General features: G+C 72.5%; 17 protein-coding genes and 1 riboswitch. Of the genes, 10 read left to right on the top strand and 7 right to left on the bottom strand.

The window, feature by feature from the left end:
- Positions 1 to 219 precede the first annotated feature (219 nt).
- Positions 220 to 804 (bottom strand): histidine phosphatase family protein, encoded by a 585-nt coding sequence (locus ACH4S8_RS34095; protein ID WP_398401057.1) that lies wholly within the window; start codon positions 802 to 804, stop codon positions 220 to 222.
- Positions 805 to 1,102: 298 nt separating this feature from the next.
- A riboswitch (cobalamin riboswitch) is annotated at positions 1,103 to 1,193 on the top strand.
- Positions 1,194 to 1,254: 61 nt separating this feature from the next.
- On the opposite strand from ACH4S8_RS34095, the gene ACH4S8_RS34090 reads away from it, so the two are divergent.
- Together ACH4S8_RS34090 and ACH4S8_RS34085 are read left to right on the top strand one after the other, a co-directional pair.
- Entirely contained in the window at positions 1,255 to 1,476 is a 222-nt protein-coding gene (locus ACH4S8_RS34090; protein ID WP_398401055.1) for a CbtB-domain containing protein, read from the top strand.
- A 246-nt stretch (positions 1,477 to 1,722) separates the two neighbouring features.
- The gene (locus ACH4S8_RS34085; protein WP_398401053.1) at positions 1,723 to 2,913 is read left to right on the top strand and encodes an acyl-CoA dehydrogenase family protein; all 1,191 of its coding nucleotides are present in this window, start codon (positions 1,723 to 1,725) and stop codon (positions 2,911 to 2,913) included.
- Between the two features lie 129 nt (positions 2,914 to 3,042).
- On the opposite strand, the gene ACH4S8_RS34080 is transcribed toward ACH4S8_RS34085, so the two are convergent.
- The 3 genes from ACH4S8_RS34080 to ACH4S8_RS34070 form a co-directional block, all read right to left on the bottom strand.
- The gene (locus ACH4S8_RS34080) at positions 3,043 to 3,708 is read right to left on the bottom strand and encodes a DUF4389 domain-containing protein (protein WP_398401051.1); all 666 of its coding nucleotides are present in this window, start codon (positions 3,706 to 3,708) and stop codon (positions 3,043 to 3,045) included.
- Between the two features lie 442 nt (positions 3,709 to 4,150).
- Positions 4,151 to 5,809, bottom strand: coding sequence for an acyl-CoA dehydrogenase family protein (locus tag ACH4S8_RS34075; RefSeq protein ID WP_398401049.1), 1,659 nt, complete (start codon positions 5,807 to 5,809; stop codon positions 4,151 to 4,153).
- Between the two features lie 105 nt (positions 5,810 to 5,914).
- Positions 5,915 to 6,544 carry a TetR/AcrR family transcriptional regulator gene (locus tag ACH4S8_RS34070; RefSeq protein WP_398401047.1) on the bottom strand — a complete coding sequence of 210 codons (630 nt, stop codon included), beginning with the start codon at positions 6,542 to 6,544 and terminating at the stop codon, positions 5,915 to 5,917.
- A 214-nt stretch (positions 6,545 to 6,758) separates the two neighbouring features.
- Here ACH4S8_RS34070 and ACH4S8_RS34065 point away from each other — a divergent pair, with 214 nt between their 5' ends.
- The 8 genes from ACH4S8_RS34065 (at position 6,759) to ACH4S8_RS34030 (ending at position 18,079) form a co-directional block, all read left to right on the top strand.
- Positions 6,759 to 7,418 (top strand): MSMEG_1061 family FMN-dependent PPOX-type flavoprotein, encoded by a 660-nt coding sequence (locus ACH4S8_RS34065; protein ID WP_398401045.1) that lies wholly within the window; start codon positions 6,759 to 6,761, stop codon positions 7,416 to 7,418.
- A gap of 505 nt (positions 7,419 to 7,923) precedes the next feature.
- Complete coding sequence (locus ACH4S8_RS34060) at positions 7,924 to 10,203, top strand: tetratricopeptide repeat protein (protein ID WP_398401043.1); 2,280 nt, start codon at positions 7,924 to 7,926, stop codon at positions 10,201 to 10,203.
- Between the two features lie 173 nt (positions 10,204 to 10,376).
- Positions 10,377 to 10,784, top strand: a complete 408-nt coding sequence (locus ACH4S8_RS34055; RefSeq protein WP_398401150.1) for a YciI family protein — start codon at positions 10,377 to 10,379, stop codon at positions 10,782 to 10,784.
- A gap of 8 nt (positions 10,785 to 10,792) precedes the next feature.
- On the top strand, positions 10,793 to 11,938 hold the full coding sequence (locus ACH4S8_RS34050; protein ID WP_398401041.1) for an RNA polymerase sigma factor: 1,146 nt from the start codon (positions 10,793 to 10,795) through the stop codon (positions 11,936 to 11,938).
- Positions 11,939 to 12,171: 233 nt separating this feature from the next.
- Positions 12,172 to 13,737 (top strand): phytoene desaturase family protein, encoded by a 1,566-nt coding sequence (locus ACH4S8_RS34045; protein ID WP_398401039.1) that lies wholly within the window; start codon positions 12,172 to 12,174, stop codon positions 13,735 to 13,737.
- Between the two features lie 102 nt (positions 13,738 to 13,839).
- Positions 13,840 to 14,952 carry an NAD(P)H-dependent flavin oxidoreductase gene (locus ACH4S8_RS34040; RefSeq protein WP_398401037.1) on the top strand — a complete coding sequence of 371 codons (1,113 nt, stop codon included), beginning with the start codon at positions 13,840 to 13,842 and terminating at the stop codon, positions 14,950 to 14,952.
- Complete coding sequence (locus tag ACH4S8_RS34035; RefSeq protein WP_398401035.1) at positions 14,949 to 16,499, top strand: acyl-CoA synthetase; 1,551 nt, start codon at positions 14,949 to 14,951, stop codon at positions 16,497 to 16,499. Before ACH4S8_RS34040 ends, ACH4S8_RS34035 begins: the two co-directional genes overlap by 4 nt.
- Before the next feature lie 71 nt (positions 16,500 to 16,570).
- A complete protein-coding gene (locus ACH4S8_RS34030) occupies positions 16,571 to 18,079 on the top strand; it encodes an acyl-CoA synthetase (RefSeq protein WP_398401033.1) in 1,509 nt (502 codons plus the stop codon).
- A gap of 105 nt (positions 18,080 to 18,184) precedes the next feature.
- Here ACH4S8_RS34030 and paaK read toward each other — a convergent pair whose 3' ends face one another.
- The 3 genes from paaK to ACH4S8_RS34015 all read right to left on the bottom strand — a co-directional run bounded on the left by paaK (position 18,185) and on the right by ACH4S8_RS34015 (position 22,052).
- Entirely contained in the window at positions 18,185 to 19,492 is a 1,308-nt protein-coding gene (gene paaK, locus ACH4S8_RS34025; RefSeq protein WP_398401031.1) for a phenylacetate--CoA ligase PaaK, read from the bottom strand.
- Positions 19,493 to 19,632: 140 nt separating this feature from the next.
- Positions 19,633 to 20,967, bottom strand: a complete 1,335-nt coding sequence (locus tag ACH4S8_RS34020) for an enolase C-terminal domain-like protein (RefSeq protein WP_398401029.1) — start codon at positions 20,965 to 20,967, stop codon at positions 19,633 to 19,635.
- A 125-nt stretch (positions 20,968 to 21,092) separates the two neighbouring features.
- On the bottom strand, positions 21,093 to 22,052 hold the full coding sequence (locus tag ACH4S8_RS34015) for a 5-dehydro-4-deoxyglucarate dehydratase (RefSeq protein ID WP_398401027.1): 960 nt from the start codon (positions 22,050 to 22,052) through the stop codon (positions 21,093 to 21,095).
- Positions 22,053 to 22,274: the final 222 nt, after the last annotated feature.

Raw genomic sequence — 22,274 nt, 5'->3', positions numbered from 1 at the left:
AGCTCCGCGCCCGGCTGGAGTGGTGCCGGGACGTCTGCCTGGAGTGTGCCGAGGCTTTCGACGCATGCCCCGGGTCGGAAGCCGCCGCACGGAAGTGCCGTGAATGTGCCCGATCGTGCACGGACTTCATCGCCACGCTGCGGTGAGGCCGCGAGCTCCGGGCCGCGAACGCCCGAGTCGGGCCCCGGTCGCCCGGGTCGGGGTCCGAGGTCGTCCGGGTCAGGCCGACCCGACGAGCGGGCGTCCGGCGCGGACGTTCCAGCGTCCCGCGCGCCCGCTAAACTCCGTGACGGTGAGCGGCGGCACGTCCACGCGCCAGAACGCCTGCTCCGGTGCCCCCAACACCCGTACCACCAGGGCCCGTACGACCTCGGGCTCCACCACGGCGACGGTTCGGCCGTCGAAACCGGCCGCCGCGTCCAGGTGTTCCGTCACCCGGTCGCAGAACGCCCGCACCGACTCGCCGTCGTGCGGCGCCGACGTCGGATCGGCGAGCCAGCGCGCCACCGCCTCCGGCTCCTTCGTGCTCACCTCGGCCAGCGTCGCCCCGCGCCAGCGGCCCACATCGAGCGGCGCCAACTCCGGTGCCTCGACGGTGTCCTCGATCCCGAGCGCCTCGGCGGTCTGCCGGCACCGCACGGTGGGGGAGACCCGCAGGCGCCCGCCCGCCGGAACGGCGCCCGCGTCGGCCGCCGAGCGGGCGGCCCGCAGGCCCGAGGCGTCCACCGGACTCCCGTCGTCGAAGCGGGCCTCGCGCAGCGCCTCGCCGATCGCCGCGGAGATCAAGATCACTCGGCTGGTCATGCCATCACTCTCATGGGTCGTGGACCCGGACCGTGCTCCACGGTCCGGGCCCGTCCGTCGTGCGTCATGCGTTATGCGTCGTGGGTCGTGCGTCATGCGTCGTGGGTCGTGCGTCATGCATGGTGGGTTGCGGGTCGTGCGTCGTGATCGGGGGCGGAACCCCCGGGCCCATCAGGCACGTTGCCGTCCCTCCTCCATGATTCACGAACCGTGGGGCGCACGGAGCGCGGAGGCGTGCGCCCTTGGCCGGGCCGGTGGCTTCGCGGTACGGTCACATGGATATTGACGACGGTTCGACGGAAGCCCGGTGGAAATCCGGCACGGTCGCGCCACTGTAAGCCCGGCACATGGCACTCCGGCCAGGGGTGACGGACGCGGGCAAGTCAGACCCGTGGCTGTCGTCCTGTGCACCACCGAGACGGGACGCGAGTTCCCCAGGAGGTTCTGCCCATGGCGCAGTCCGTCGTTCAGCCGACCGCCACGCCCACCGCTGTTCCCGCCAAGCTGCCGATCGGCGCGATCGCCCCCTGGGCGGCGTTCTTCGGCATCCTGATGCTGGTCCTGCTCTACTTCGTCGGCGCCGAACAGGGCGCCACCTCCCTCGTCTCCGGCGAGAACGTCCACGAATGGGTCCACGACGCCCGGCACCTGCTCGGGTTCCCCTGCCACTGACGGCGACAGGGAACGTACGGGCCACGATATTCCGCGACGGCCGGGAAACCGGCCCGCACGTGAGGGGGCGGCGCCCGGGAGACCGGGCACCGTCCCCTCACGTGCGCCCGGATCCACACCTCGCGCTGCGCACCCCTCGACCCCGGCATCCGTCCCGGCGGTGTCCGTGTCATCGGCATTCCCTATTTCTGGAACACGTTCTACGGTGTGCGCCGTCAGGTCGGGCCCGGGGAGGCAGGAGGCGCCGTGCATCTCGAATACACGCCGGAGCAGCAGCGGTTGCGGACCGAACTTCGTCTCTACTTCGCCGAGTTGGTACCGGACAACGCCTACGCGCGCTACGCCGATCCGGCGTCGCAGAAGCGCTTCTACCGCGAGACGATCCGACGGCTCGGCGCGGACGGCTGGCTCGGGGTCGGCTGGCCCGAGGAGTACGGCGGGCGGGGGCTGAGCCCGATGGAGCAGTTCATCTTCTTCGACGAGGCGGCCCAGGCCGGGGTACCGCTGCCGCTGATGGCGCTCAACACCGTAGGACCGACGATCATGCGGTTCGGTACGGAGGAGCAGAAGGCGTACTTCCTGCCGAAGATCCTCTCCGGTGAGATCGACTTCGCCATCGGCTACAGCGAACCCGGCGCCGGGACGGACCTCGCCGCGCTCAGGACCAGGGCCGTGCGGGAGGGCGACGAGGAGACCGGCCACTACACGGTCGACGGCCAGAAGATCTGGACGACCAACGGCGACACGGCCGACTGGGTGTGGCTCGCGGTCCGCACCGATCCGGACGCCCCACCGCACAAGGGCATCACCATGCTGCTCGTACCGACCGCCGACCCCGGCTACTCGTGCACGGTCATCAACACGCTCGCCTCCCACGACACCACCGCGAGCTACTACGAGAACATCAAGGTCCCCGCCACGCGCCGGGTCGGCGAGGAGAACAAGGGGTGGCGGCTGATCACCAACCAGCTCAACCACGAGCGCGTCACCCTCGCCGCGCACGGCACCATGGCCATGCGCGCCCTGCACGACGTCCAGCGCTGGGCGATGGAGACCAAACTCGCCGACGGCCGCCGTGTCGTCGACCTCCCCTGGGTGCGTCGCCTCCTCGCCCGCACCCACACCCGGCTGGACGCCATGAAGCTCCTCAACTGGCGCATGGTGAACGCCGTCCAGGAGGGCACGCTCACCCCGCAGGACGCCTCCGCCGTCAAGGTGTACGGATCCGAGGCGCGCCGGGACGCGTACGCCTGGCTGATGGAGATCGTCGCGGCCCCCGGTGTCCTCAAGGAGGGCTCCGCCGGCGCCGTCCTGCACGGCGAACTCGAACGCGGCTACCGGTCGGCCGTGATCTTCACCTTCGGCGGCGGCAACAACGAGATCCAGCGGGAGATCATCTCGTGGATCGGCCTGGGGATGCCCCGGGTCCGGCGTTAGCGGGCCGTGACGCGGACATTCGGTCGGCACTCGGGATCTCTTGCCGGTGCCAAGAGGCCCCGTCGTCTTCCGGTTCCTGGTCGCGTCGCTGTTCCCGCCGCTCGGGGAGTGCGGGCACCAGCGCGGTGGTCACGGCCGCTGCCGGGGAGCAACGGTTTCGGAGCCGCCCTGGTCCAGGCGGAACGGCGGGTAGGCGTCCGTCATCAGAGTGGCGTAGGCGGTGACGCGCAGGACCCACCGGTTGAGGCCGATGATCAGGTCGAACAGGTCCTTCGGATACTTCTCGGTGAAGGCCAGGATCACGGCCGCGATGATCGTCAGCACGCCGATCAGCCCGCCGGACCACCATCCGAACTGGGCGCCGCCGAGGAAGAAGCCGATGACCACGTAGTGCGGGATGGCCAGGAGCCACCACTTGACCAGTACCAGGCCGCGGGACAGCCGCTCGGGGTAGGCGATGTCCAGCCGTGCCGGGTAATCCGGTTCCTCGCCCAGGCTGAACGGCGGGTACCGGTCGGTGCCCAGGGCGTCGTACGAGTAGTACGAGACCCGCCAACTCCAGCGCAGCACACCCAGGTTGAAGTCGAACAAGCCACGGGGGTAGCGCTCGGTGAACAGGATGGCGAAAAACGCGATCACGGTCACCACGGTGAAGGCGATCCAGAGGAAGAACAGCACCACGTAGTGCGGAATGGCGAGGATCCACTTCACGAGCCACAGCCATCGGGACAGCGGCGAGTCGATACGCGCGTTCACCTGGACCGGGCGCTCCGGGAATCCCGCCAGGTTCGTCATGGTGATCAGCTCCTTCACCTCGGCGTGGAGTCGCCGAGTGGGCTCATGACCAGCCTGGACGCTTCCGCCCGATGCCGCGAGGGCAGCGTGGGCCGTACGGGTGCCTGCCGCACTGCGCGGCCGCCGGTTCGGAGCACAGCCGCGCGGACAGGCGACGGAGCCGGAAAGGGTCGCCTGTCATGCCCGGCTCACCCGGGCGGTCCGCCCGGGTGCATTCCTCAGGTCCAGCATCCGGCGGTCAGCCTTGGTGAGCAAGGTGAGCAAGCGCCGGCCGGGGCCGCTGTACCGGCCCCGACGCCAGAGGCACCGCAGGGCCGGAGCGGTGAGACAGCAGCTCTCCGCCGGGGTGCGCCCGGCGCGGGGCGTGGCACTCCTGCCCAGGGCGGTCGTGTTCCCGTCGTCGGGCCCTGGAGGCCGTTCCCGTCGTCGGGTCCGCCGGCCGTCAGGCCGGAAGCCGTTCCAGCACCCCCGCGAAGTCCGTGCCCGGCGGGAGGGTTCCGAAGGCCAGACCGCGATCGCCGGCCAGCCGTGACGCGCAGAAGGCGTCGGCCACGGCGGGCGGTGCGTGGCGGACGAGCAGGGATGCCTGGAGGACGAGGGCGGCGCGTTCGGCGACCCGGCGGGCGCGCAGGGGCGCGTCCTCCGTGAGGACGAGTTCGCCCCGCAACTCCCGCCAGGCGGCGTCGAACCGGGGGTCGGCGCCGGTCGCCGCCTCGATCTCCGCGTGGAACGCCTCCAGCGAGTCGGGCTCACGCGTGAGGGCGCGCAGCATGTCGAGGGCGCTGACGTTGCCGGAGCCCTCCCAGATGCTGTTGAGCGGGGCCTCGCGGTACAGCCGGGGCATGCCGGACGCCTCGTCGTAGCCGTTGCCGCCGAGGCATTCGAGGGCTTCGGCGACGGCGGCGGGCTGGCGCTTGCACACCCAGTACTTGCCGACGGCCGTGGCCAGCCGCAGGAAGGCGCGCTCCCCGGCGTCCCCGCGCCGGGCCCGGTCCGCTGCACCGGCCAGCCGCAGGGCCAGGGTGGTGGCGGCCTCCGACTCCAGCGCCAGGTCGGCGAGGACGTTGCGCATGAGCGGCTGGTCGATCAGCTTGGCGCCGAACGCGGAGCGGTGACGTGCGTGATGGGCGGCCTGGGCGAGGGCCGCGCGGGTACCGGCGGCGGAGCCGAGCACGCAGTCCAGGCGGGTCATGGTCACCATCTCGATGATGGTGCGTACGCCCTTGCCCTCGGTGCCGACGAGCCAGGCCACGGTGTCGTCGAACTCGGGCTCGCTGCTGGCGTTGGAGCGGTTGCCGAGTTTGTCCTTCAGCCGCTGGACGCGGAAGGTGTTGCGGCTGCCGTCGGGCAGCACGCGCGGGACCAGGAAGCAGGAGAGCCCGTCGGGCGCCTGCGCGAGGACGAGGAACAGGTCGTTCATCGGGGCGCTGGTGAACCACTTGTGGCCGCGCAGCCGCCAGGTGCCGTCGCCCCGCTCGGTCGCGGTGGTGGTGTTGGCGCGTACGTCGCTGCCGCCCTGCTTCTCGGTCATGCCCATCCCGGCGAGCAGGCCGGGCTTCTCGGCCGGGGTCCGCAGCCCGGGTTCGTAGACGCGGCTGGTGAGCAGGGGCTCGTAGACCTTGGCCAGCTCGGGGGAGTGGCGCAGGGCGGGGACCACCGCGTACGTCATGGAGACGGGGCACAGATGGCCGGGCTCCAGCATCGTGGCCAGCATGAAGCCCGCCGCCCGCGCGACATGGGCGCCGGAGCGGTCGTCGGCCCACGCGGCGCCCGCGAGGCCCGCGCTCACCGAGGCGTCCATCAGCGAGTGGTACGCGGGGTGGAACTCGACCTCGTCCACGCGATGGCCGTAGCGGTCGTGGGTACGCAGTTCCGGCTCGTGGCGGTTGGCCTGGTCCGCCCAGGTCTGCGCCTCCGCGCTGCCGACGTACCGGCCGAACCGGTGGAGGTCGTCGAGGTGCCAGGAAGCCCCCTCGCGGTTCACGCCTTCGAGCAGTACGGGGTCGTCCGCGGCGTCGTGACCCGTCAACGGCGGTGCCTGGTTGGTCACTTCGTGCGTCACGGCGGTGGGACGGCTGTGCGCCGTGGTGGTCGCGGTCATGAGGGAACCTCCGGTGTGCGGTCGGCGGGGCAGAGGGAGGAGCGGGGAAGTGCGAGGCGGAGCGGAGAAGCGGTGGCGGAACCCCGGCGGCGGAGGCGCCCGGCTCTACGGCTCGTCGGACGGGCCCCGGGCGGCGGACGCGCCCGCGCACCGCAGGGCCATGGCCGTGAGTTCCGCCAGGAGTTCGCCGGAGGTCTGCTCGGCCGGGGCGCCGAGCGGGTCCACGAGCACCTCGCCGATCGCGCCGGTGAGCGCCGCGGCGGTGATCTCGCCGTTCTGGGCGGGCAGCAGGCCCGCCGTCATGCCCTGGCGCACCACCTCGGCGAACAGCGCGCGGTAGCGGCGCCGGAATTCCAGGCGCTCGGCGCCCACCGCCGCCTCGGCCGGGGCGGCGAGCAGGGCGTAGGCCAGGCCGCGGTTCTCCAGGGCCCGGCGCGCGAACACCTCGATCCCGCGGGCGAGCCGTTCGACGGGGTCGCCCTCGCCGTCCAGTACCTCGCCGAGCACCTCCACCTCACGGCCCGCGGCGCGCCGGAACACCTCCACGGCGAGGGCCGCCTTGGACGGGAAGTGCTGGTACACCGAGCCGGCCGAGATCCCGGCCGAGTCGGCGACCGCGGTCACCGACGTCTGGGCCCAGCCCACCTCGGCGACGACCGAGGTGGCACAGGCGATCAGGTGCTCTCTGGCGGCTTCCAGCCGGCGGATCTCGGAAGGCGTCTTGCGGTACGGCATGAAAGAAGTGAACCACCATTCAGAACTTCCCGCCAGAGCCCACCAGAGCCCGTCGGGCCGCCGAGGAGCGTCGGGAGAACCGGTCCGGGCGCATCGACCAGGGGCGCGGCATGGCGGAACGGCGAGCGGAGGGCGTACGGCGGGGGTCGGGACGGCCGCGGCACAGGCGAACACGCCGAGATCGATCGCAGGTCGGCCCATTAGGGTCGGGGGCATGACAACACCCCTCGCCGCCAGTGCGTTCGACTCGCTCCGCCTCGACGCCGTGCCCGATCGGGAGGCGTTGCGCCGGGTCTACGCAGTCCCCGGCGACGCGGCCGTGCGGAAGCAGACGGCGGAACTCACCGAGCAGACCCGGCGGCTGATCGGCTGCTCGTCGCTGGTCCTGGTCGCCAGCGCGGACGCCGAGGGCAACTGCGACGTTTCCCCGCGCGGCGGCCCCGCCGGGTTCGTCGCCGTCCTGGACGCACGGACGGTGGCGATACCGGACGCGACCGGCAACAAGCGTCTGGACACCCTGCAGAACGTCGTCGCCACCGGACGGGCCGGGCTGCTGTTCGTCGTCCCGGGGCGGACCACGACGCTCAGGGTGAACGGCCGGGCCTGTGTCTCCACCCGCCCGGAGCTGCTGTCGCAGCTGACCGCCGTGGGCAAGCCGCCGGCCAGCGCGCTGGTGCTGGGGATCGAGGAGGTCTACCCGCACTGCCCCAAGTCGCTGCTGCGCAGCGGGGCCTGGAAGCCGGAGGAGTGGCTGTCGGCGGACGCCCAGCCGGCCTCGGCCGAGGTGACGCTGGCCCAGCTGCGGATGCCGGAGCTGACGATCGCCGACATCGAGCAGGCGGAGGCGGACTCGCTGAAGTACCGGTACGAGTGACGGGCCGAGCCGCGATGCCGTACGAAACGGATGGGGGGGACGGGCGGTTGCTGTACACCTGGCACCGCACGCGCCACCCACTGCCGCACGCGCCACCCACCGCCGGATCCGCCACCCACCGCCGCGCCACCGCCCGCGACCACACCGCCCGCGACCGCACCCCGGCGCGCGCACCGCGAAGAAGGCGCACGACAGGTGCCGTGCGCGCCGCTCTGCCGTCGTGCGCCCACGCGTCGTGCGGCGGGGGCGCGCCGTCCCGCGTCATCCCGTGCCGTCGCCCACCACCACGATCCGGCGCTGTGTGTCATGGGCACCACGCCGCGCCGTGTCCCCGCACGGCCGCGCCGGCACCTCGCGCCCCAAGACATTCTCCCGGCCGTGTCACGGCTCGGCCCCGGCTCGCCTGCGGTGCCGTACAAAGTCGGCTGATAGCTCGTCATACTGGACGGGGGCGGGCCGGGGGGCGGGCCCGGGGCCGAAGCAGTGACGGGGGCGATCGCGCGAGATGGCGGAGAGCAGGCTGATCCAGGGCCGGTACCGGCTCCTCGACCCGATCGGGCGCGGCGGCATGGGCGAGGTGTGGCGGGCGCGGGACGAGTCGCTGGGCCGACAGGTGGCCGTCAAGTGCCTCAAGCCGCTCGGCCCGCACCACGACCCGTCCTTCGCCCGCGTCCTGCGTGAGCGGTTCCGGCGCGAGGCCCGGGTCGCCGCGGCCCTCCAGCACCGCGGAGTGACCGTCGTCCACGACTTCGGCGAGTCCGACGGTGTGCTGTACCTGGTCATGGAACTGCTGGAGGGGCACAACCTCGGCCAGCTGCTGGAGGAGAACCGGCAGCACCGGCTCGCGGTCGACGAAGTCGTCGACATCGCCGACCAGGTGACCGCCGCGCTCGCCTACACCCACCAGCAGAACATCGTGCACCGTGACCTGAAGCCCGCGAACATCATGCGGCTGACCGACGGCACGGTGAAGATCTGCGACTTCGGCATCGCCCGCCTCGGGCACGACATCGGATTCACCTCGCGGCTCACCGGCACCGGTGTCGCGATGGGCACCCCGCACTACATGTCGCCGGAGCAGATCGGCGGTTCGGAGGTCGACCAGCGCAGCGACCTCTACTCCTTCGGCTGCGTCCTCTACGAGATCGCCACCGGAGCCCCGCCGTTCGACCTCGGCGACGCGTGGGCCATCCTCGTCGGTCACCGCGACACCGTGCCCGAGCCGCCCCGCACCCACCGGGCCGATCTCCCCGAGTACCTGGAGCGGATCATCCTCGACCTGCTCGCCAAAAGGCCCGAGCAGCGCCCGCAGGACGCCGGCGAACTCGCCCGACGCATCACCGCCGGGCGTACCACGCCGATGTACGTGCCGACCGTGGTCGCCCCGGCCCCGCCGCGCCCCGTCCCCGAACGGCCGTCCACGGCACCGCGGTTCCCGTCCCGGCCCGAGCAGCCGCCCTCCCGCGAACCCCGGCTGCCGTCCTGGACACAGGGCATGACCACCGGCCACAAGGCCACCGGCGCGGAATGGCGCGGCACCCCGCCCGACGCGTCGGCCGGTCTCACCGGCGAGTGGATCGCCCGCCCCTCCGCCGCCGTCCCCCTCCCTCCCGGCAGAGGCGAACGCCCCGCCCCCGCGACGGAGTCGATCACCGCTCTCGCGGGGCGGCACAACGCCGGGCTGAGCCTCGGAAGGCTCGGCCGGTGGGCCGAGGCGGGCGAGGTCCACCGCTCGGTCGCCGCCGAACGCGAGCGGCTGCTCGGCCCCGACCACCCGGACACGCTCGCCAGCCGGTACGAGATCGGCTTCACCCTCAGCCGCACCGGACGCCCCGGTGAGGCACTGGGCGAGTACGCGCGCGTCGCCCAGGCCAGAGAGCGGGTGCTCGGCGTCGACCACCCCGACACCCTCGCCGCTCGGCAGGAGATGGCGTACGTACTGGGTCAGTTGGGCCGTCACTTCGAGGCGCACCAGGCCTACACCTCGGTGCTCGCCGCCCGGCAGCGCGCGATGGGACCCGACCATCCGGACACCCTGCGCTGCCGCCACAACCTCGCCTTCAACCTCAGCAGGCTCGGACGCCTGGAGGACTCGTACCGCATGGCGGCCGAAGTCGCCGTCGCCCGCGCCCGGGTGTTGGGCGCGACCCACCCGGACACGCTCGTCACGCGCTACGAAGTCGCCTACGCGCTCGGTCAGCTGGGGCGCTGGCCCGAGGCGCTGGGGACCTACCAGGAGGTGGCGGCAGCCCGTGCGCGGGCGCTGGGCCCCGACCATCCGGACACGCTCGCCGCGCGCTACGAGGTGGGCATCAGCCTCGGCAGGCTCGGCCGCAGCGCGCAGGCTCTGGAGCTGTACCGCGCGCTCGTCGCCGACCGGACCCGCGCCCAGGGCGCCACCCACCCCGAGACCCTGCGCGCCCGGCACGGGCTCGGCGTGAACCTCGGCCGCCTGGGCCGCTGGGAGGAGGCTCTGGCCGAGTCCCGTGACGTGTGCGCCATCCGCGAGCGCGCCCTCGGGACCGACCACCCCGACACCCTCGTCAGCCGCCGCGAGGTCGCCGTCGGGCTCGGCTGGCTCGGACGCTGGGCCGACGCCCTCACCGAGTACCGGCGGGTCGCGGCCGCCCGCGAGCGGGTGCTCGGCGCCGACCATCCCGACACCCTCTCCAGCCGCAACGACGAGGCGCACTGCCTGGAGCAGCTCGGGCACCGGCGGGAGGCGGCGGAGCTGTACCGCAGGGTGGCCGCCCTGCGGCAGCGCCGGGCGGCCCAGGGGCGCTGACCGCCCGGCCGGGTGCGGCGACGGCCCATCTGAAGGCGCGCCGACCTGCGCTTCTCCACGCAATTCTCCACGGGAGAAAAAATCTTGGCCGGTGATGTCGAGAAGCCGTGGCCCGCTCCGTCCCAGCAGTGAAGGCGACCACAATGGGCCGCACCGGAACCGAGGAGATCACGATGGCCAAGTACCTGCTGCTCAAGCACTACCGAGGCGCCCCGGCCGCGGTCAACGACGTACCCATGGACCAGTGGAAGCCGGAGGAGATCACCGCTCACGTGCAGTACATGAACGACTTCGCGGCCCGGCTGGAGAAGACCGGCGAGTTCGTCGACGGCCAGGCGCTCGCCCCCGAGGGACAGTGGGTCCGCTACGACGGCGAGGGGCGTCCGCCGGTCACCGACGGTCCGTTCGCCGAGACCAAGGACCTCATCGCCGGCTGGATGGTGATCGACGTCGACAGCCACGAGCGTGCCGTCGAACTGGCCGGGGAACTGTCGGCCGCCCCCGGCGCGGGCGGGAAGCCGATCCACGAGTGGCTCGAGCTGCGCCCGTTCCTGACCGCCCACCCCACCGTCACGGAGTGACCCCACCCATGGACGAGGCTCTGCTCCGGAGCCTCACGCCGAGCGTGCTCGCCGTCCTCGTCCGCCGCGGAGCCGACTTCGCGGCGGCCGAGGACGCCGTGCAGGACGCGCTCGTCGAGGCCGTCCGCGTCTGGCCGGCCGACGAGCCGCGGGACCCCAAGGGCTGGCTGGTCACCGTCGCCTGGCGCCGGTTCCTGGACGCGACCCGGGCGGACGCCGCCCGCCGCCGCCGCGAGGACCTGGTCGACGAGGAGCCGGCGGCGGGACCCGCGCCCGGGGTGGACGACACGCTCCAGCTGTACTTTCTGTGCGCCCACCCCTCCCTGACCCCGTCCTCGGCGGTCGCGCTCACCCTGCGTGCCGTCGGCGGACTCACCACCCGCCAGATCGCCCGGGCCTACCTGGTCCCCGAGGCGACCATGGCGCAGCGCATCAGCCGGGCCAAGCGCACCGTCTCCGGCGTCCGCCTCGACCGTCACGGAGACGTCGCCACCGTGCTGCGCGTCCTCTACCTGGTCTTCAACGAGGGCTACTCCGGCGATGTCGACCTCGTCGCCGAGGCCATCCGGCTCACCCGGCAGCTCGCGGCCCAGGTCGACCACCCCGAGGTCGCGGGGCTGCTCGCCCTGATGCTGCTCCACCACGCCCGGCGCGACGCCCGGACCAGGCCCGACGGCAGTCTGGTGCCGCTGGCCGAGCAGGACCGCGGCCGGTGGGACACGGGGGTGATCGCCGAGGGCGTCGCGATCCTGCAGGCGGCCCTCGCCCGCGACCGGCTGGGCGAGTTCCAGGCCCAGGCCGCCATCGCGGCACTGCACGCCGACGCGCGCACCGCCGAGGAGACCGACTGGGTGCAGATCGTCGAGTGGTACGACGAGCTCGCGCGGCTGACCGACAGTCCCGTCGTCCGGCTCAACCGGGCCGTGGCCGTGGGCGAGGCGGACGGACCGCGCGCCGGTCTGGCGGCGCTCGCGGCGCTGGACGACTCGCTGCCCCGCCATACCGCGGTGGCCGCCTACCTCCACGAGCGCGACGGCGATCTGGCGCGGGCGGCACGGCTGTACGCGGAGGCGGCGCGCAAGGCGCCCGACCTGGCCGAACGCGACCATCTGACTCGCCAGGCGGCCCGCCTCAACACCAGGCGCCGGCACTGAAGGACCGGCCCGGAAGCCGCCCGGGCACAGGCGGTTCCGGGGCCGCCCGGGCACAGGAGCGGCCGTCCCGCACGAGCGTGCGCCCGCGGTCCCGGCCGTCCGCGACGTCCGCGACATCCCGACGTCGCCTCCGTCCGAGTCGTCCGCGTGCCCACCCGTGCCCACCCGTACGGAGTGCCGCCGCATGCCGCGCACCCCTGGCCGACGTAGATCATCACGTGCTACGAAGAGACATGCCTGTACACGAGGGATATGACGCCGTGATCGTCGGCGGAGGCCACAACGGACTGGTCGCCGCCGCCTATCTGGCGCGGGCCGGACGGTCCGTGCTGGTGCTGGAGCGCCTCGGGAACACCGGTGGCGCCGCCGTGTCCACCCGGCCGTTCGCCGGGGTCGACGCGCGGCTGTCGCGCTACTCGTACCTGGTGAGCCTGCTGCCCCGCAAGATCGTGCGGGATCTGGGCCTCGACTTCCGGGTCCGGGGCCGCACGGTCTCCTCGTACACGCCCGTCGAGCGCGACGGACGGCCCACCGGGCTGCTCGTCGGCGGCGGCGAGCGGCGCACCCGCGAGGCGTTCGCCGAGCTGACGGGATCGGAGCGCGAGTACGAGGCGTGGCAGCGCTTCTACGGGATGACCGGCCGCGTCGCGCAGCGGGTGTTCCCGACGCTGACCGAACCGTTGCCCACCCGCGAGGAACTGAGGGCGCGGGTCGACGACGAGGACGCGTGGCGCATCCTCTTCGAGGAACCGGTCGGCAGAGCCGTCGAGGAGTACTTCGCCGACGACCTCGTACGCGGTGTCGTGCTCACCGACGCGCTCATCGGCACCTTCGCCGACGCCCACGACCCCTCGCTGCGGCAGAACCGCTGCTTCCTCTACCACGTGATCGGCGGCGGCACCGGAAACTGGGACGTGCCCGTCGGCGGCATGGGCGCCCTCACCGACGCGATCACCGGCGCGGCGCGCGCGGCGGGTGCCGTGATCGAGACCGGCCACGAGGTGCTGCGCATCGACACGGACGGCGAGTCCGCCGAGATCACGTACCGGACCGCCGACGGGGAGGGCGTCGTCGCGGCCCGGCACGTCCTGGTGAACGCCTCGCCGCAGGAGCTCGCCCACCTCACGGGAGACGAGCCGCCGACCCCGGCGGAGGGCGCCCAGCTCAAGGTGAACATGCTGCTCAAGCGGCTGCCGAGGCTCCGCGACACCTCGGTCGACCCGCGCGAGGCGTTCTCCGGCACCTTCCACATCGCCGAGGGGTACGAGCAGTTGGCGGCCGCCCACGCGCAGGCCGCGGCCGGTGAACTGCCCGCCGCGCCGCCCTCCGAGATCTACTGCCACTCGCTCACCGATCCCAGCATCCTCGGCCGGGACCTGGTGGAGCGGGGCTACCAGACCCTGACCCTCTTCGGCCTCCACACGCCCGCGCGGCTCTTCGAACGGGACAACGACGCCGTACGGGAGGAGTTGCTGAAGTCGACGCTGGCCCAGCTGGACGCGCATCTCGCGGAGCCGCTCGCCGACTGTCTGGCCACCGACGCGGACGGGCGGCCGTGCATCGAGGCGAAGACCCCGCTCGACCTGGAGCGGGACCTGCGCCTGCCGGGCGGCAACATCTTCCACCGTGACCTCGCCTTCCCCTACGCCCAGGAGGGCACCGGCCGCTGGGGCGTGGAGACCCGGCACGCCAACGTGATGCTGTGCGGGGCGGGCGCGGTGCGCGGCGGCGGGGTGAGCGGGGTGCCGGGGCACAACGCGGCGAAGGCCGTACTGGAGTCGCCGGGCCGAAAGGACTGACCCGAAGGCCGCCGCCTCGCCCCTCCCCAGCAGGCTCCGAAGATCTGACGGAGTATCAGAAAAGGCCTTCCCTCGTCCGGAGGTCTGCGGCATCCTGCGCCCATGCAGACGGAGCTGAGCAAGGAACTGGGAGTCGAGCACGCCATTTTCGGCTTCACGCCGTTTCCCGCCGTCGCCGCGGCCATCAGCCGCGCGGGCGGGTTCGGTGTGCTCGGCGCGGTCCGCTACACCGCCCCCACGGACCTGGAGCGCGACCTCGACTGGATCGAGGCGAACGTCGGCGGCAGGCCCTACGGCCTGGACGTCGTCATGCCCGCCAAGAAGGTCGAGGGGGTCAGCGAGGCCGACGTCGAGGCGATGATCCCCGAGGGGCACCGTCAGTTCGTCCGGGACACCCTCGCCAAGTACGGCGTCCCCGAACTCGCCGAGGGCGAGGCGTCCGGCTGGCGCATCACCGGCTGGATGGAGCAGGTCGCCCGAGGCCAGCTCGACGTCGCCTTCGACTACCCGATCAAACTGCTGGCCAACGCGCTGGGTTCACCGCCCGCCGACGTCGTCCAGCGTGCCCACGAGTCGGGCGTGCTCGTCGCCGCCCTCGCGGGCAGTGCCCGGCACGCGCGCAAGCACGCCGAGGCCGGCATCGACGTCGTCGTCGCCCAGGGCTACGAGGCGGGCGGGCACACGGGGGAGATCGCCTCGATGGTGCTCACGCCCGAAGTCGTCGACGCGGTCGGCCCGTTGCCCGTCCTGGCGGCGGGCGGCATCGGCAGCGGACAGCAGGTGGCCGCCGCGCTGAGCCTCGGCGCCCAGGGCGTGTGGCTCGGGTCGGTCTGGCTGACCGTGACGGAGGCCGACATGCACGCGCCGGCCGTCACCCGGAAACTGCTCGCGGCCGGCTCCGGCGACACCGTCCGCTCGCGCGCCCTGACCGGCAAGCCCGCACGCCAGCTGCGCACCGAGTGGACCGACGCCTGGGACGACCCGAACGGGCCCGGCACGCTCCCCATGCCGCTCCAGGGACTCCTGGTCGCCGACGCCGTGTCCCGCATCCAGAAGTACGAGGTGGAGCCGCTGCTGGGTACACCGGTCGGGCAGATCGTCGGCCGGATGAACAGCGAACGCTCCGTCCAGGAGGTCTTCGACGACCTGACCCGGGGTTTCGAGCGCGCCGTCGACCGCATCAACCGCATCGCGGGCAGGGGGGAACGGGCATGACGACATCACCCAACGGTTTCTGGGCCCAGGCCGGAGCCGACCCCGAGCGGGTCGTCCTCGTCACCCCGGCCGGCGAGGAGTGGACCGCGGGACGCCTGCACGCGGCGGCCAACGCGCTCGTCCACGGACTGCGCGCCGCGGGCCTCGAACGCGGCGACTCCTTCGCGGTCGTGCTGCCCAACGGCGTCGAGTTCCTCGTCGCCTACCTCGCCGCCTCCCAGGCCGGTCTCTACCTCGTCCCCGTCAACCACCACCTCGTCGGACCCGAGATCGCCTGGATCGTCTCCGACTCGGGGGCCAAGGTCCTCATCGCCCACGAACGGTTCGCCGACGCGGCCCGGGGCGCCGCCGACGAGGCGAAGCTCCCCCCGGCACAGCGGTACGCCGTCGGCGACATCGAGGGTTTCAGGCCGTACGCCGAACTCCTCGACGGACAGCCCGCGTCGCCGCCCGCCGACCGCACCCTCGGCTGGGTCATGAACTACACCTCGGGCACCACCGGCCGCCCGCGCGGCATCCGGCGCCCGCTGCCCGGAAAGCTCCCCGAGGAGTCGTACCTCGGCGGCTTCCTCGCCATCTTCGGCATCAGGCCGTTCGACGACAACGTCCACCTCGTCTGCTCGCCGCTCTACCACACCGCGGTCCTCCAGTTCGCGGGCGCGTCCCTGCACATCGGCCACCGGCTCGTCCTCATGGACAAGTGGACGCCCGAGGAGATGCTGCGGGTCATCGACGCGCACACGTGCACCCACACCCATATGGTGCCGACCCAGTTCCACCGGCTGCTCGCCCTCCCCGACGAGGTGAAGGCCCGCTACGACGTCACCTCCATGCGGCACGCCATCCACGGCGCGGCCCCGTGCCCCGACCACGTGAAGCGGGCCATGATCGCGTGGTGGGGCGAGTGCGTCGAGGAGTACTACGCGGCCAGCGAGGGCGGTGGTGCCTTCGCGACCGCCGAGGACTGGCTGAAGAAGCCCGGCACCGTCGGCAAGGCCTGGCCCATCAGCGAACTGGCCGTCTTCGACGACGACGGCAACCGGCTGCCGCCCGGTGAACTCGGCACCGTCTACATGAAGATGAGCACCGGCGGATTCTCGTACCACAAGGACGAGACCAAGACCCGGAAGAACCGCATCGGCGACTTCTTCACCGTCGGCGACCTCGGCCTGCTCGACGAGGACGGCTACCTCTTCCTGCGCGACCGCAAGATCGACATGATCATCTCGGGCGGGGTCAACATCTACCCGGCCGAGATCGAGGCGGCGCTGCTCTCCCACCCCGCCGTCGCCGACGCGGCCGCCTTCGGCATCCCGCACGACGACTGGGGCGAGGAGGTCAAGGCCGTGGTCGAGGCCGCGCCGGGACACGAGGCCGGACCGGCGCTCGCCGCCGACATCCTCGCCCACTGCGAGCGGCAACTCGCCCGCTACAAGCGGCCCAAGAGCGTCGACTTCATCGCGGCCATGCCCCGCGACCCCAACGGAAAGCTGTACAAGCGGCGGCTGCGCGATCCCTACTGGGAGGGCCGCACCCGGGTGATGTGACCCCGGGGCGCCCGCCACGGCCCGCCGCACTCACTTGACCTCGCCCCGGCGTGGATCGAGGATCACGTGTCATGAAGCCTGGACACGGCAGTACGGTCGACGGGGTGCTGCGCCGCAGCGCCCGGCGCACACCGGCGCGGCGCGCCGTCGACTACCGAGAGCGCTCCTGGACGTACGCGGAACTCGACGAGGCCGTCTCCCGCGCGGCGACCGTCCTCCTCGACGAAGGGCTGTCCCCCGGGGACCGCGTGGGCGCCTACGGCCACAACTCGGACGCCTATCTGATCGGCTTCCTCGCCTGCGCCCGCGCCGGACTCGTCCACGTGCCGGTGAACCAGAACCTGACCGGCGACGACCTCGCCTACATCGTCGGCCAGTCGGGAAGCTCCCTGGTCCTGACCGACCCCGACCTCGCGGACCGGCTCCCGGAGGGCGTACGGACCCTGCCGCTGCGCGACGCCGACGACTCGTTCCTGCTGCGGCTGGAGGCCGCACGCCCGTACGACGGTGACGAGCCGCGCGCCGACACGCTCGTGCAGCTGCTCTACACCTCGGGCACCACGGCACTGCCCAAGGGCGCGATGATGACGCACCGCGCCCTGGTGCACGAGTACCTCAGCGCGATCACCGCGCTCGACCTGAGCGCCGGGGACCTGCCGGTGCACTCGCTGCCGCTCTACCACTCGGCGCAGATGCACGTGTTCCTGCTGCCCTACCTCGCGGTCGGCGCCTCGAACACCATCCTCGACGCGCCGGACGCGGGGCAGCTCTTCGACCTGATCGAGGCGGGCCGCGCGGACAGCCTGTTCGCCCCGCCCACCGTGTGGATCGGCCTGTCGAACCGCCCCGACTTCGCCGAACGCGACCTGAGCGGTCTGCGCAAGGCGTACTACGGTGCGTCGATCATGCCGGTCCCCGTCCTGGAACGGCTGCGCGAACGGCTGCCGAAGCTCGCCTTCTACAACTGCTTCGGCCAGAGCGAGATCGGGCCCCTCGCCACCGTCCTCGGGCCCGACGAGCACAAGGGCCGCATGGACTCGTGCGGCACTCCGGTGCTGTTCGTGGACGCACGGGTCGTCGACGAGGACGGCAAGGACGTGCCGGACGGGACACCGGGCGAAGTCGTCTACCGCTCACCGCAGTTGTGCGAGGGCTACTGGGACAAGCCCGAGGAGACCGCCGAGGCGTTCCGCGACGGCTGGTTCCACTCGGGAGACCTCGCCGTGCGCGACGCCCACGGCTACTTCACCGTCGTGGACCGGGTGAAGGACGTCATCAACTCCGGTGGTGTGCTGGTCGCTTCGCGCCAGGTCGAGGACGCGCTGTACACCCACGAGGGGGTCGCCGAGGTGGCCGTCGTCGGGCTGCCCGACGAGCGCTGGATCGAGGCCGTCACGGCGGTCGTCGTGCCGCGGGGCGAGGTCACCGAGGACGAACTGATCGCCCACGCACGCGAGAAGCTCGCCCACTTCAAGGCACCCAAGCGCGTTCTGTTCGTGGACGAGCTGCCGCGCAACGCCAGCGGGAAGATCCTCAAGCGGGAACTGCGGGACCGATTCGGCTCGGGCGTAGAGGCGTAGAGGCGTAGAGGCGTAGCGCACAGGGTCGCGGGGGTGTCAGGGGCCCCCGCGGCCCTGTGCGCGGCCGGTCGGCCCGCGGGCCGACCGGCAGTCTGTCGGCGCCCGTCAGGCGCGCGGGCGCAGGTCCACGATCCGCTTCAGCTTGCCCACCGACCGCTCCAGGGACTCCGGTTCGACGATCTCCACCGTGACCGAGACGCCGATCCCGTCCTTCACGCCCGCGGTGATCGCCCGCGCCGCCGCCTCGCGCATCTCGGGAGTGGCACCCGACCGGGCCTCCGCCCGCACGGTGAGCGCGTCGAGGCGGCCCTCACGGGTCAGCCGGAGCTGGAAGTGCGGGGCGACTCCCGGTGTCCGCAGCACGATCTCCTCGATCTGCGTCGGGAAGAGATTGACCCCGCGCAGGATCACCATGTCGTCACTGCGCCCGGTGATCTTCTCCATCCGGCGGAAGACCCGCGCCGTACCGGGCAGCAGCCGCGTCAGGTCCCGTGTCCGGTAACGGATCACGGGCATGGCCTCCTTGGTGAGCGAGGTGAAGACCAGCTCGCCCTCCTCGCCGTCCGGCAGCACCTCGCCGGTGATCGGGTCGACGACCTCCGGGTAGAAGTGGTCCTCCCAGATGTGCAGACCGTCCTTGGTCTCCACGCACTCCTGGGCGACGCCGGGGCCGATGACCTCCGAGAGCCCGTATATGTCGACCGCGTCGATCGCGAACCGCTCCTCGATCTCGCGGCGCATCTCCTCGGTCCACGGCTCGGCCCCGAACACGCCGACACGCAGCGAGGTGCCACGGGGGTCCACGCCCTGGCGCTCGAACTCGTCGAGCAGGGTCAGCATGTACGAGGGAGTCACCATGATGATCTCGGGCTTCAGGTCCTGGATCAGCTGGACCTGACGGGCCGTCATGCCGCCGGATGCGGGGATCACCGTACAGCCGAGGCGTTCCGCTCCGTAGTGGGCGCCGAGCCCGCCCGTGAACAGCCCGTAGCCGTAGGCGATGTGGACCTTGTCGCCGGGCCGGCCGCCCGCCGCGCGGATCGAACGGGCCACCATGTCGGCCCACATGGACAGGTCGTTCTCCGTGTAGCCGACGACCGTGGGCCGCCCGGTCGTCCCGCTCGACGCGTGCAGGCGCCGGATCTCGTCCTGCGGCACGGCGAACATCCCGTACGGGTAGTTCTCCCGCAGATCGGCCTTCACCGTGAAGGGGAACCGGGCCAGGTCGGCGAGCGAGCGGCAGTCGTCGGGGCGCAGCCCGGCCTTGTCGAAGGACTCCCGGTAGAAGGGGACGTTCTCGTACGCGTGCCGCAGCGACGCGCGCAGCCGCTCCAGCTGGAGCGCCCGCAGTCCCTCCGCGTCCAGCCGCTCGCCCGCGTCGAGCAGGCCCTTCGAGTCCGTCGAGCCCGCCATCGCGCTCTCTCCCTCGCCGATCGTGGCATAACGGACGACCGATCATTCGGTCGATCCTGTCCGGACAGTAATTCAGGTGTTCGCCGTCAGTGCAAGGGGTCGGGGCGAGCTTTTCGCGCGAGCGGGTCCGGGCGGCCGGTTCAGCGCGCCAGGGCGGGGCGCTTGGGGTCGAATTCCCACCCGGGCACGAGGTGACGCATGGCGACCGCGTCGTCACGGGCGCCGAGCGCCTCCTTCAGATACAGCTCGTGCGCCGCCAGCAGCCGGTCCATGTCCAGCTCGACGCCCAGGCCGGGCGCGTCCGGCAGCGCGATCTCGCCGTCGACGATCCGCGGCGGGTCGACGGTGAGCCGCTCCAGGCCCTCCTGCCAGATCCAGTGCGTGTCGAGGGCGTTGTACGGGCCCGGCGCGGCGGCTCCGCAGTGGGTGACCATGGCGAGCGAGATGTCGAAGTGGTTGTTCGAGTGGCAGCCCCAGGTCAGGCCCATCGCGTTGCACAGCTGGGCCACGCGCACCGAGCCCCGCATGGTCCAGAAGTGCGGGTCGGCGAGCGGGATCGAGACCGACTGGAGGGCCAGGGCGTGGGTCAGCTGCCGCCAGTCCGTGGCGATCATGTTGGTCGCCGTCGGCAGCCCCGTCGCCCGGCGGAACTCGGCCAGGATCTCCCGTCCCGAGTAGCCGTCCTCGGCGCCGCAGGGGTCCTCGGCGTAGGCGAGCGTGCCGACGAGGGGCCCGCACAGCTCGATCGCCTCGCGCAGCGACCAGGCGCCGTTGGGGTCGAGGGTGACGCGCGCCTCGGGGAAGCGGTCCTTGAGCGCGCGGACGGCCCGTACCTCCTCGGCGCCCTCCAGGACACCGCCCTTGAGCTTGAAGTCGCGGAAGCCGTACAGCGCGTGGGCGGCCTCGGCCTGCCGCACGATCGCGGCCGGCGTGAGCGCCTCCTCGTGCCGCAGGCGGTACCAGTCCACGTCCGAGCCGCTCTCGCGGACGTACGGCAGATCCGTGCGGTCCGGGTCGCCGACGAAGAAGAGGTACCCCAGCACCCGCACCCGGTCACGCTGCTGCCCGTCCCCGAGGAGGGCGGCGACCGGCACGTCGAGGTGCTGTCCGAGCAGGTCGAGCAGGGCCGACTCGACGGCGGTGACGGCGTGGACGGTCGTGCGCAGGTCGAAGGTCTGGGCGCCGCGCCCGCCCGCGTCACGGTCGCCGAAACGGTCCCCGATCTCACGCAGGACGCGCTGGTGGTCGCCCACCTTCGCCCCGAGGGCCAGGGGAGCGGCGTCGCGCAGCGTGCGGGTGATCTTCTCCCCGCCCGGCACCTCGCCGAGCCCGGTCCGGCCCTCGGAGTCCTTGAGGACCACGACGTTGCGGGTGAAGTAGGGACCGTGGGCGCCCGACAGGTTCAGCTCCATGCAGTCCCGTCCGGCGACGGGGTAGACGGAGAACTCGGTGATCGTCGGTTGTTGACGCTGCATCACAATCCTTGTGCGCGAGGGGTGGGAAGTGAGGGGCGAGGGGGCCGGGGGTTCCAGGGTGGCGGCGACGGGGCGGGTCGGGGGCCGGCCCGGCCCGGGCCCCGCCGGGCCGTCCACCGCGTGCTTCAGACGGGCCGGCGCACGGCTCCGACGAGGGCCAGCCCGGTGTCGAGGATCCGCTCCAGGGCGGCCAGATCGGCCGGGCCGGGATCGGTGAGCGGGGCGCGCACCGGGCCGACGGGGAGGCCCCGCAGCCGGGCGGCGGCCTTGACCAGCGAGACGGCGTAGCCGGGCACCTTGTCGCGCAGTTCCACGAGCGGGACGTAGAAGTCGCGCAGCAGCTTGTTCACGGTCGCCTCGTCGCCGGTGCGCAGGGCGGTGAAGAAGGCCCCGGCGATCTCGGGGGCGAAGGCGTGGACGGCCGACGAATAGGCGGGGACGCCGACGGTGGCGTACGCGCGGGCCTGGATCTCGGCGGTGGCGGCCCCGTTGAAGAAGAGGAAGCCGTCGGGGGCGGCGAGCGTGAGGCGCTGGAGCCGGTCGAGGTCGCTGTGTCCGTCCTTGAGCCCGATGACGCCCGGGATCGCCGCGACGGCCCGCAGTCCCTCCGGGGTGAAGGCGACCGGGCCGCGCTGGTAGGCGATGAGCGGCAGCCGGGTGCCGGCGGCGATCCGGCGCAGCTGCTCGACCAGGCCCGCCTCGGGGGCCTCGACGAGATAGTGGGGCAGCACGAGCAGGGCGTCCGCGCCCACCTCCTCCGCGATCCGCGCGAACCGCAGCGCCTGCGCCCATCCGTAGCCGGTGCCCGCGACGACGGGCATGCGGCCGTCCGCGACCTCGACCGTCGCGGTGACGACCGCGCGGTACTCGTCCTCGTCCAGTGCGCTGAACTCGCCGGTCCCGCAGGCGGGGAACACCGCGCCCGGGGCCGTGGCCAGCCGGCCGCTCAGGTACGACCTGTAGGCCTCCGGGTCGAGCCGGCCGTCCTCCGTGAAGCTCGTGAGCGGGAAGGACAGCACCCCGCCCGCCATGCCGTCCCGCAACCGCTGGACCACACCGTCCGGATCCGCGCCGAACCCTGCCATGAGTCTCATCCCTGTATGCAGAAGCTGTTTATGTATGAGAACTCAGGTTAGATTCGTGAACCCTGGAGGTCAATGGGCGGCGCGCCGCCGATCCGGTGCCGGGCGGGCGGGGCGGGTGCCGGAACAGCACGACGGGCCCGCGGCCGGGAAGGCTGCGGGCCCGTCGTGTCGGGGTCGTGCGTCCGCCGCCGGGGCGGGGGCGGGGCTCCTCGGGGGTGCGGG

The organism is Streptomyces sp. NPDC021080 (assembly GCF_044333225.1).
GTDB lineage: Bacteria > Actinomycetota > Actinomycetes > Streptomycetales > Streptomycetaceae > Streptomyces.
Note: the sequence above shows the minus strand (reverse complement) of the source record. Positions and strands in the feature narration are given on the sequence as shown.

Excerpts from the sequence above, each read along its gene's own strand:
- ACH4S8_RS34075 (WP_398401049.1), bottom strand. The coding sequence starts at position 5,809 with ATGACCGCGACCACCACGGCGCACAGCCGTCCCACCGCCGTGACGCAC.
- ACH4S8_RS34065 (WP_398401045.1), top strand. The coding sequence starts at position 6,759 with ATGACAACACCCCTCGCCGCCAGTGCGTTCGACTCGCTCCGCCTCGAC.
- ACH4S8_RS34095 (WP_398401057.1), bottom strand. The coding sequence starts at position 804 with ATGACCAGCCGAGTGATCTTGATCTCCGCGGCGATCGGCGAGGCGCTG.
- ACH4S8_RS34040 (WP_398401037.1), top strand. The coding sequence starts at position 13,840 with ATGCAGACGGAGCTGAGCAAGGAACTGGGAGTCGAGCACGCCATTTTC.
- ACH4S8_RS34035 (WP_398401035.1), top strand. The coding sequence starts at position 14,949 with ATGACGACATCACCCAACGGTTTCTGGGCCCAGGCCGGAGCCGACCCC.
- ACH4S8_RS34090 (WP_398401055.1), top strand. The coding sequence starts at position 1,255 with ATGGCGCAGTCCGTCGTTCAGCCGACCGCCACGCCCACCGCTGTTCCC.
- ACH4S8_RS34050 (WP_398401041.1), top strand. The coding sequence starts at position 10,793 with ATGGACGAGGCTCTGCTCCGGAGCCTCACGCCGAGCGTGCTCGCCGTC.
- paaK (WP_398401031.1), bottom strand. The coding sequence starts at position 19,492 with ATGGCGGGCTCGACGGACTCGAAGGGCCTGCTCGACGCGGGCGAGCGG.
- ACH4S8_RS34080 (WP_398401051.1), bottom strand. The coding sequence starts at position 3,708 with ATGACGAACCTGGCGGGATTCCCGGAGCGCCCGGTCCAGGTGAACGCG.
- ACH4S8_RS34060 (WP_398401043.1), top strand. The coding sequence starts at position 7,924 with ATGGCGGAGAGCAGGCTGATCCAGGGCCGGTACCGGCTCCTCGACCCG.
- ACH4S8_RS34055 (WP_398401150.1), top strand. The coding sequence starts at position 10,377 with ATGGCCAAGTACCTGCTGCTCAAGCACTACCGAGGCGCCCCGGCCGCG.
- ACH4S8_RS34030 (WP_398401033.1), top strand. The coding sequence starts at position 16,571 with ATGAAGCCTGGACACGGCAGTACGGTCGACGGGGTGCTGCGCCGCAGC.
- ACH4S8_RS34045 (WP_398401039.1), top strand. The coding sequence starts at position 12,172 with ATGCCTGTACACGAGGGATATGACGCCGTGATCGTCGGCGGAGGCCAC.
- ACH4S8_RS34015 (WP_398401027.1), bottom strand. The coding sequence starts at position 22,052 with ATGGCAGGGTTCGGCGCGGATCCGGACGGTGTGGTCCAGCGGTTGCGG.
- ACH4S8_RS34070 (WP_398401047.1), bottom strand. The coding sequence starts at position 6,544 with ATGCCGTACCGCAAGACGCCTTCCGAGATCCGCCGGCTGGAAGCCGCC.
- ACH4S8_RS34020 (WP_398401029.1), bottom strand. The coding sequence starts at position 20,967 with ATGCAGCGTCAACAACCGACGATCACCGAGTTCTCCGTCTACCCCGTC.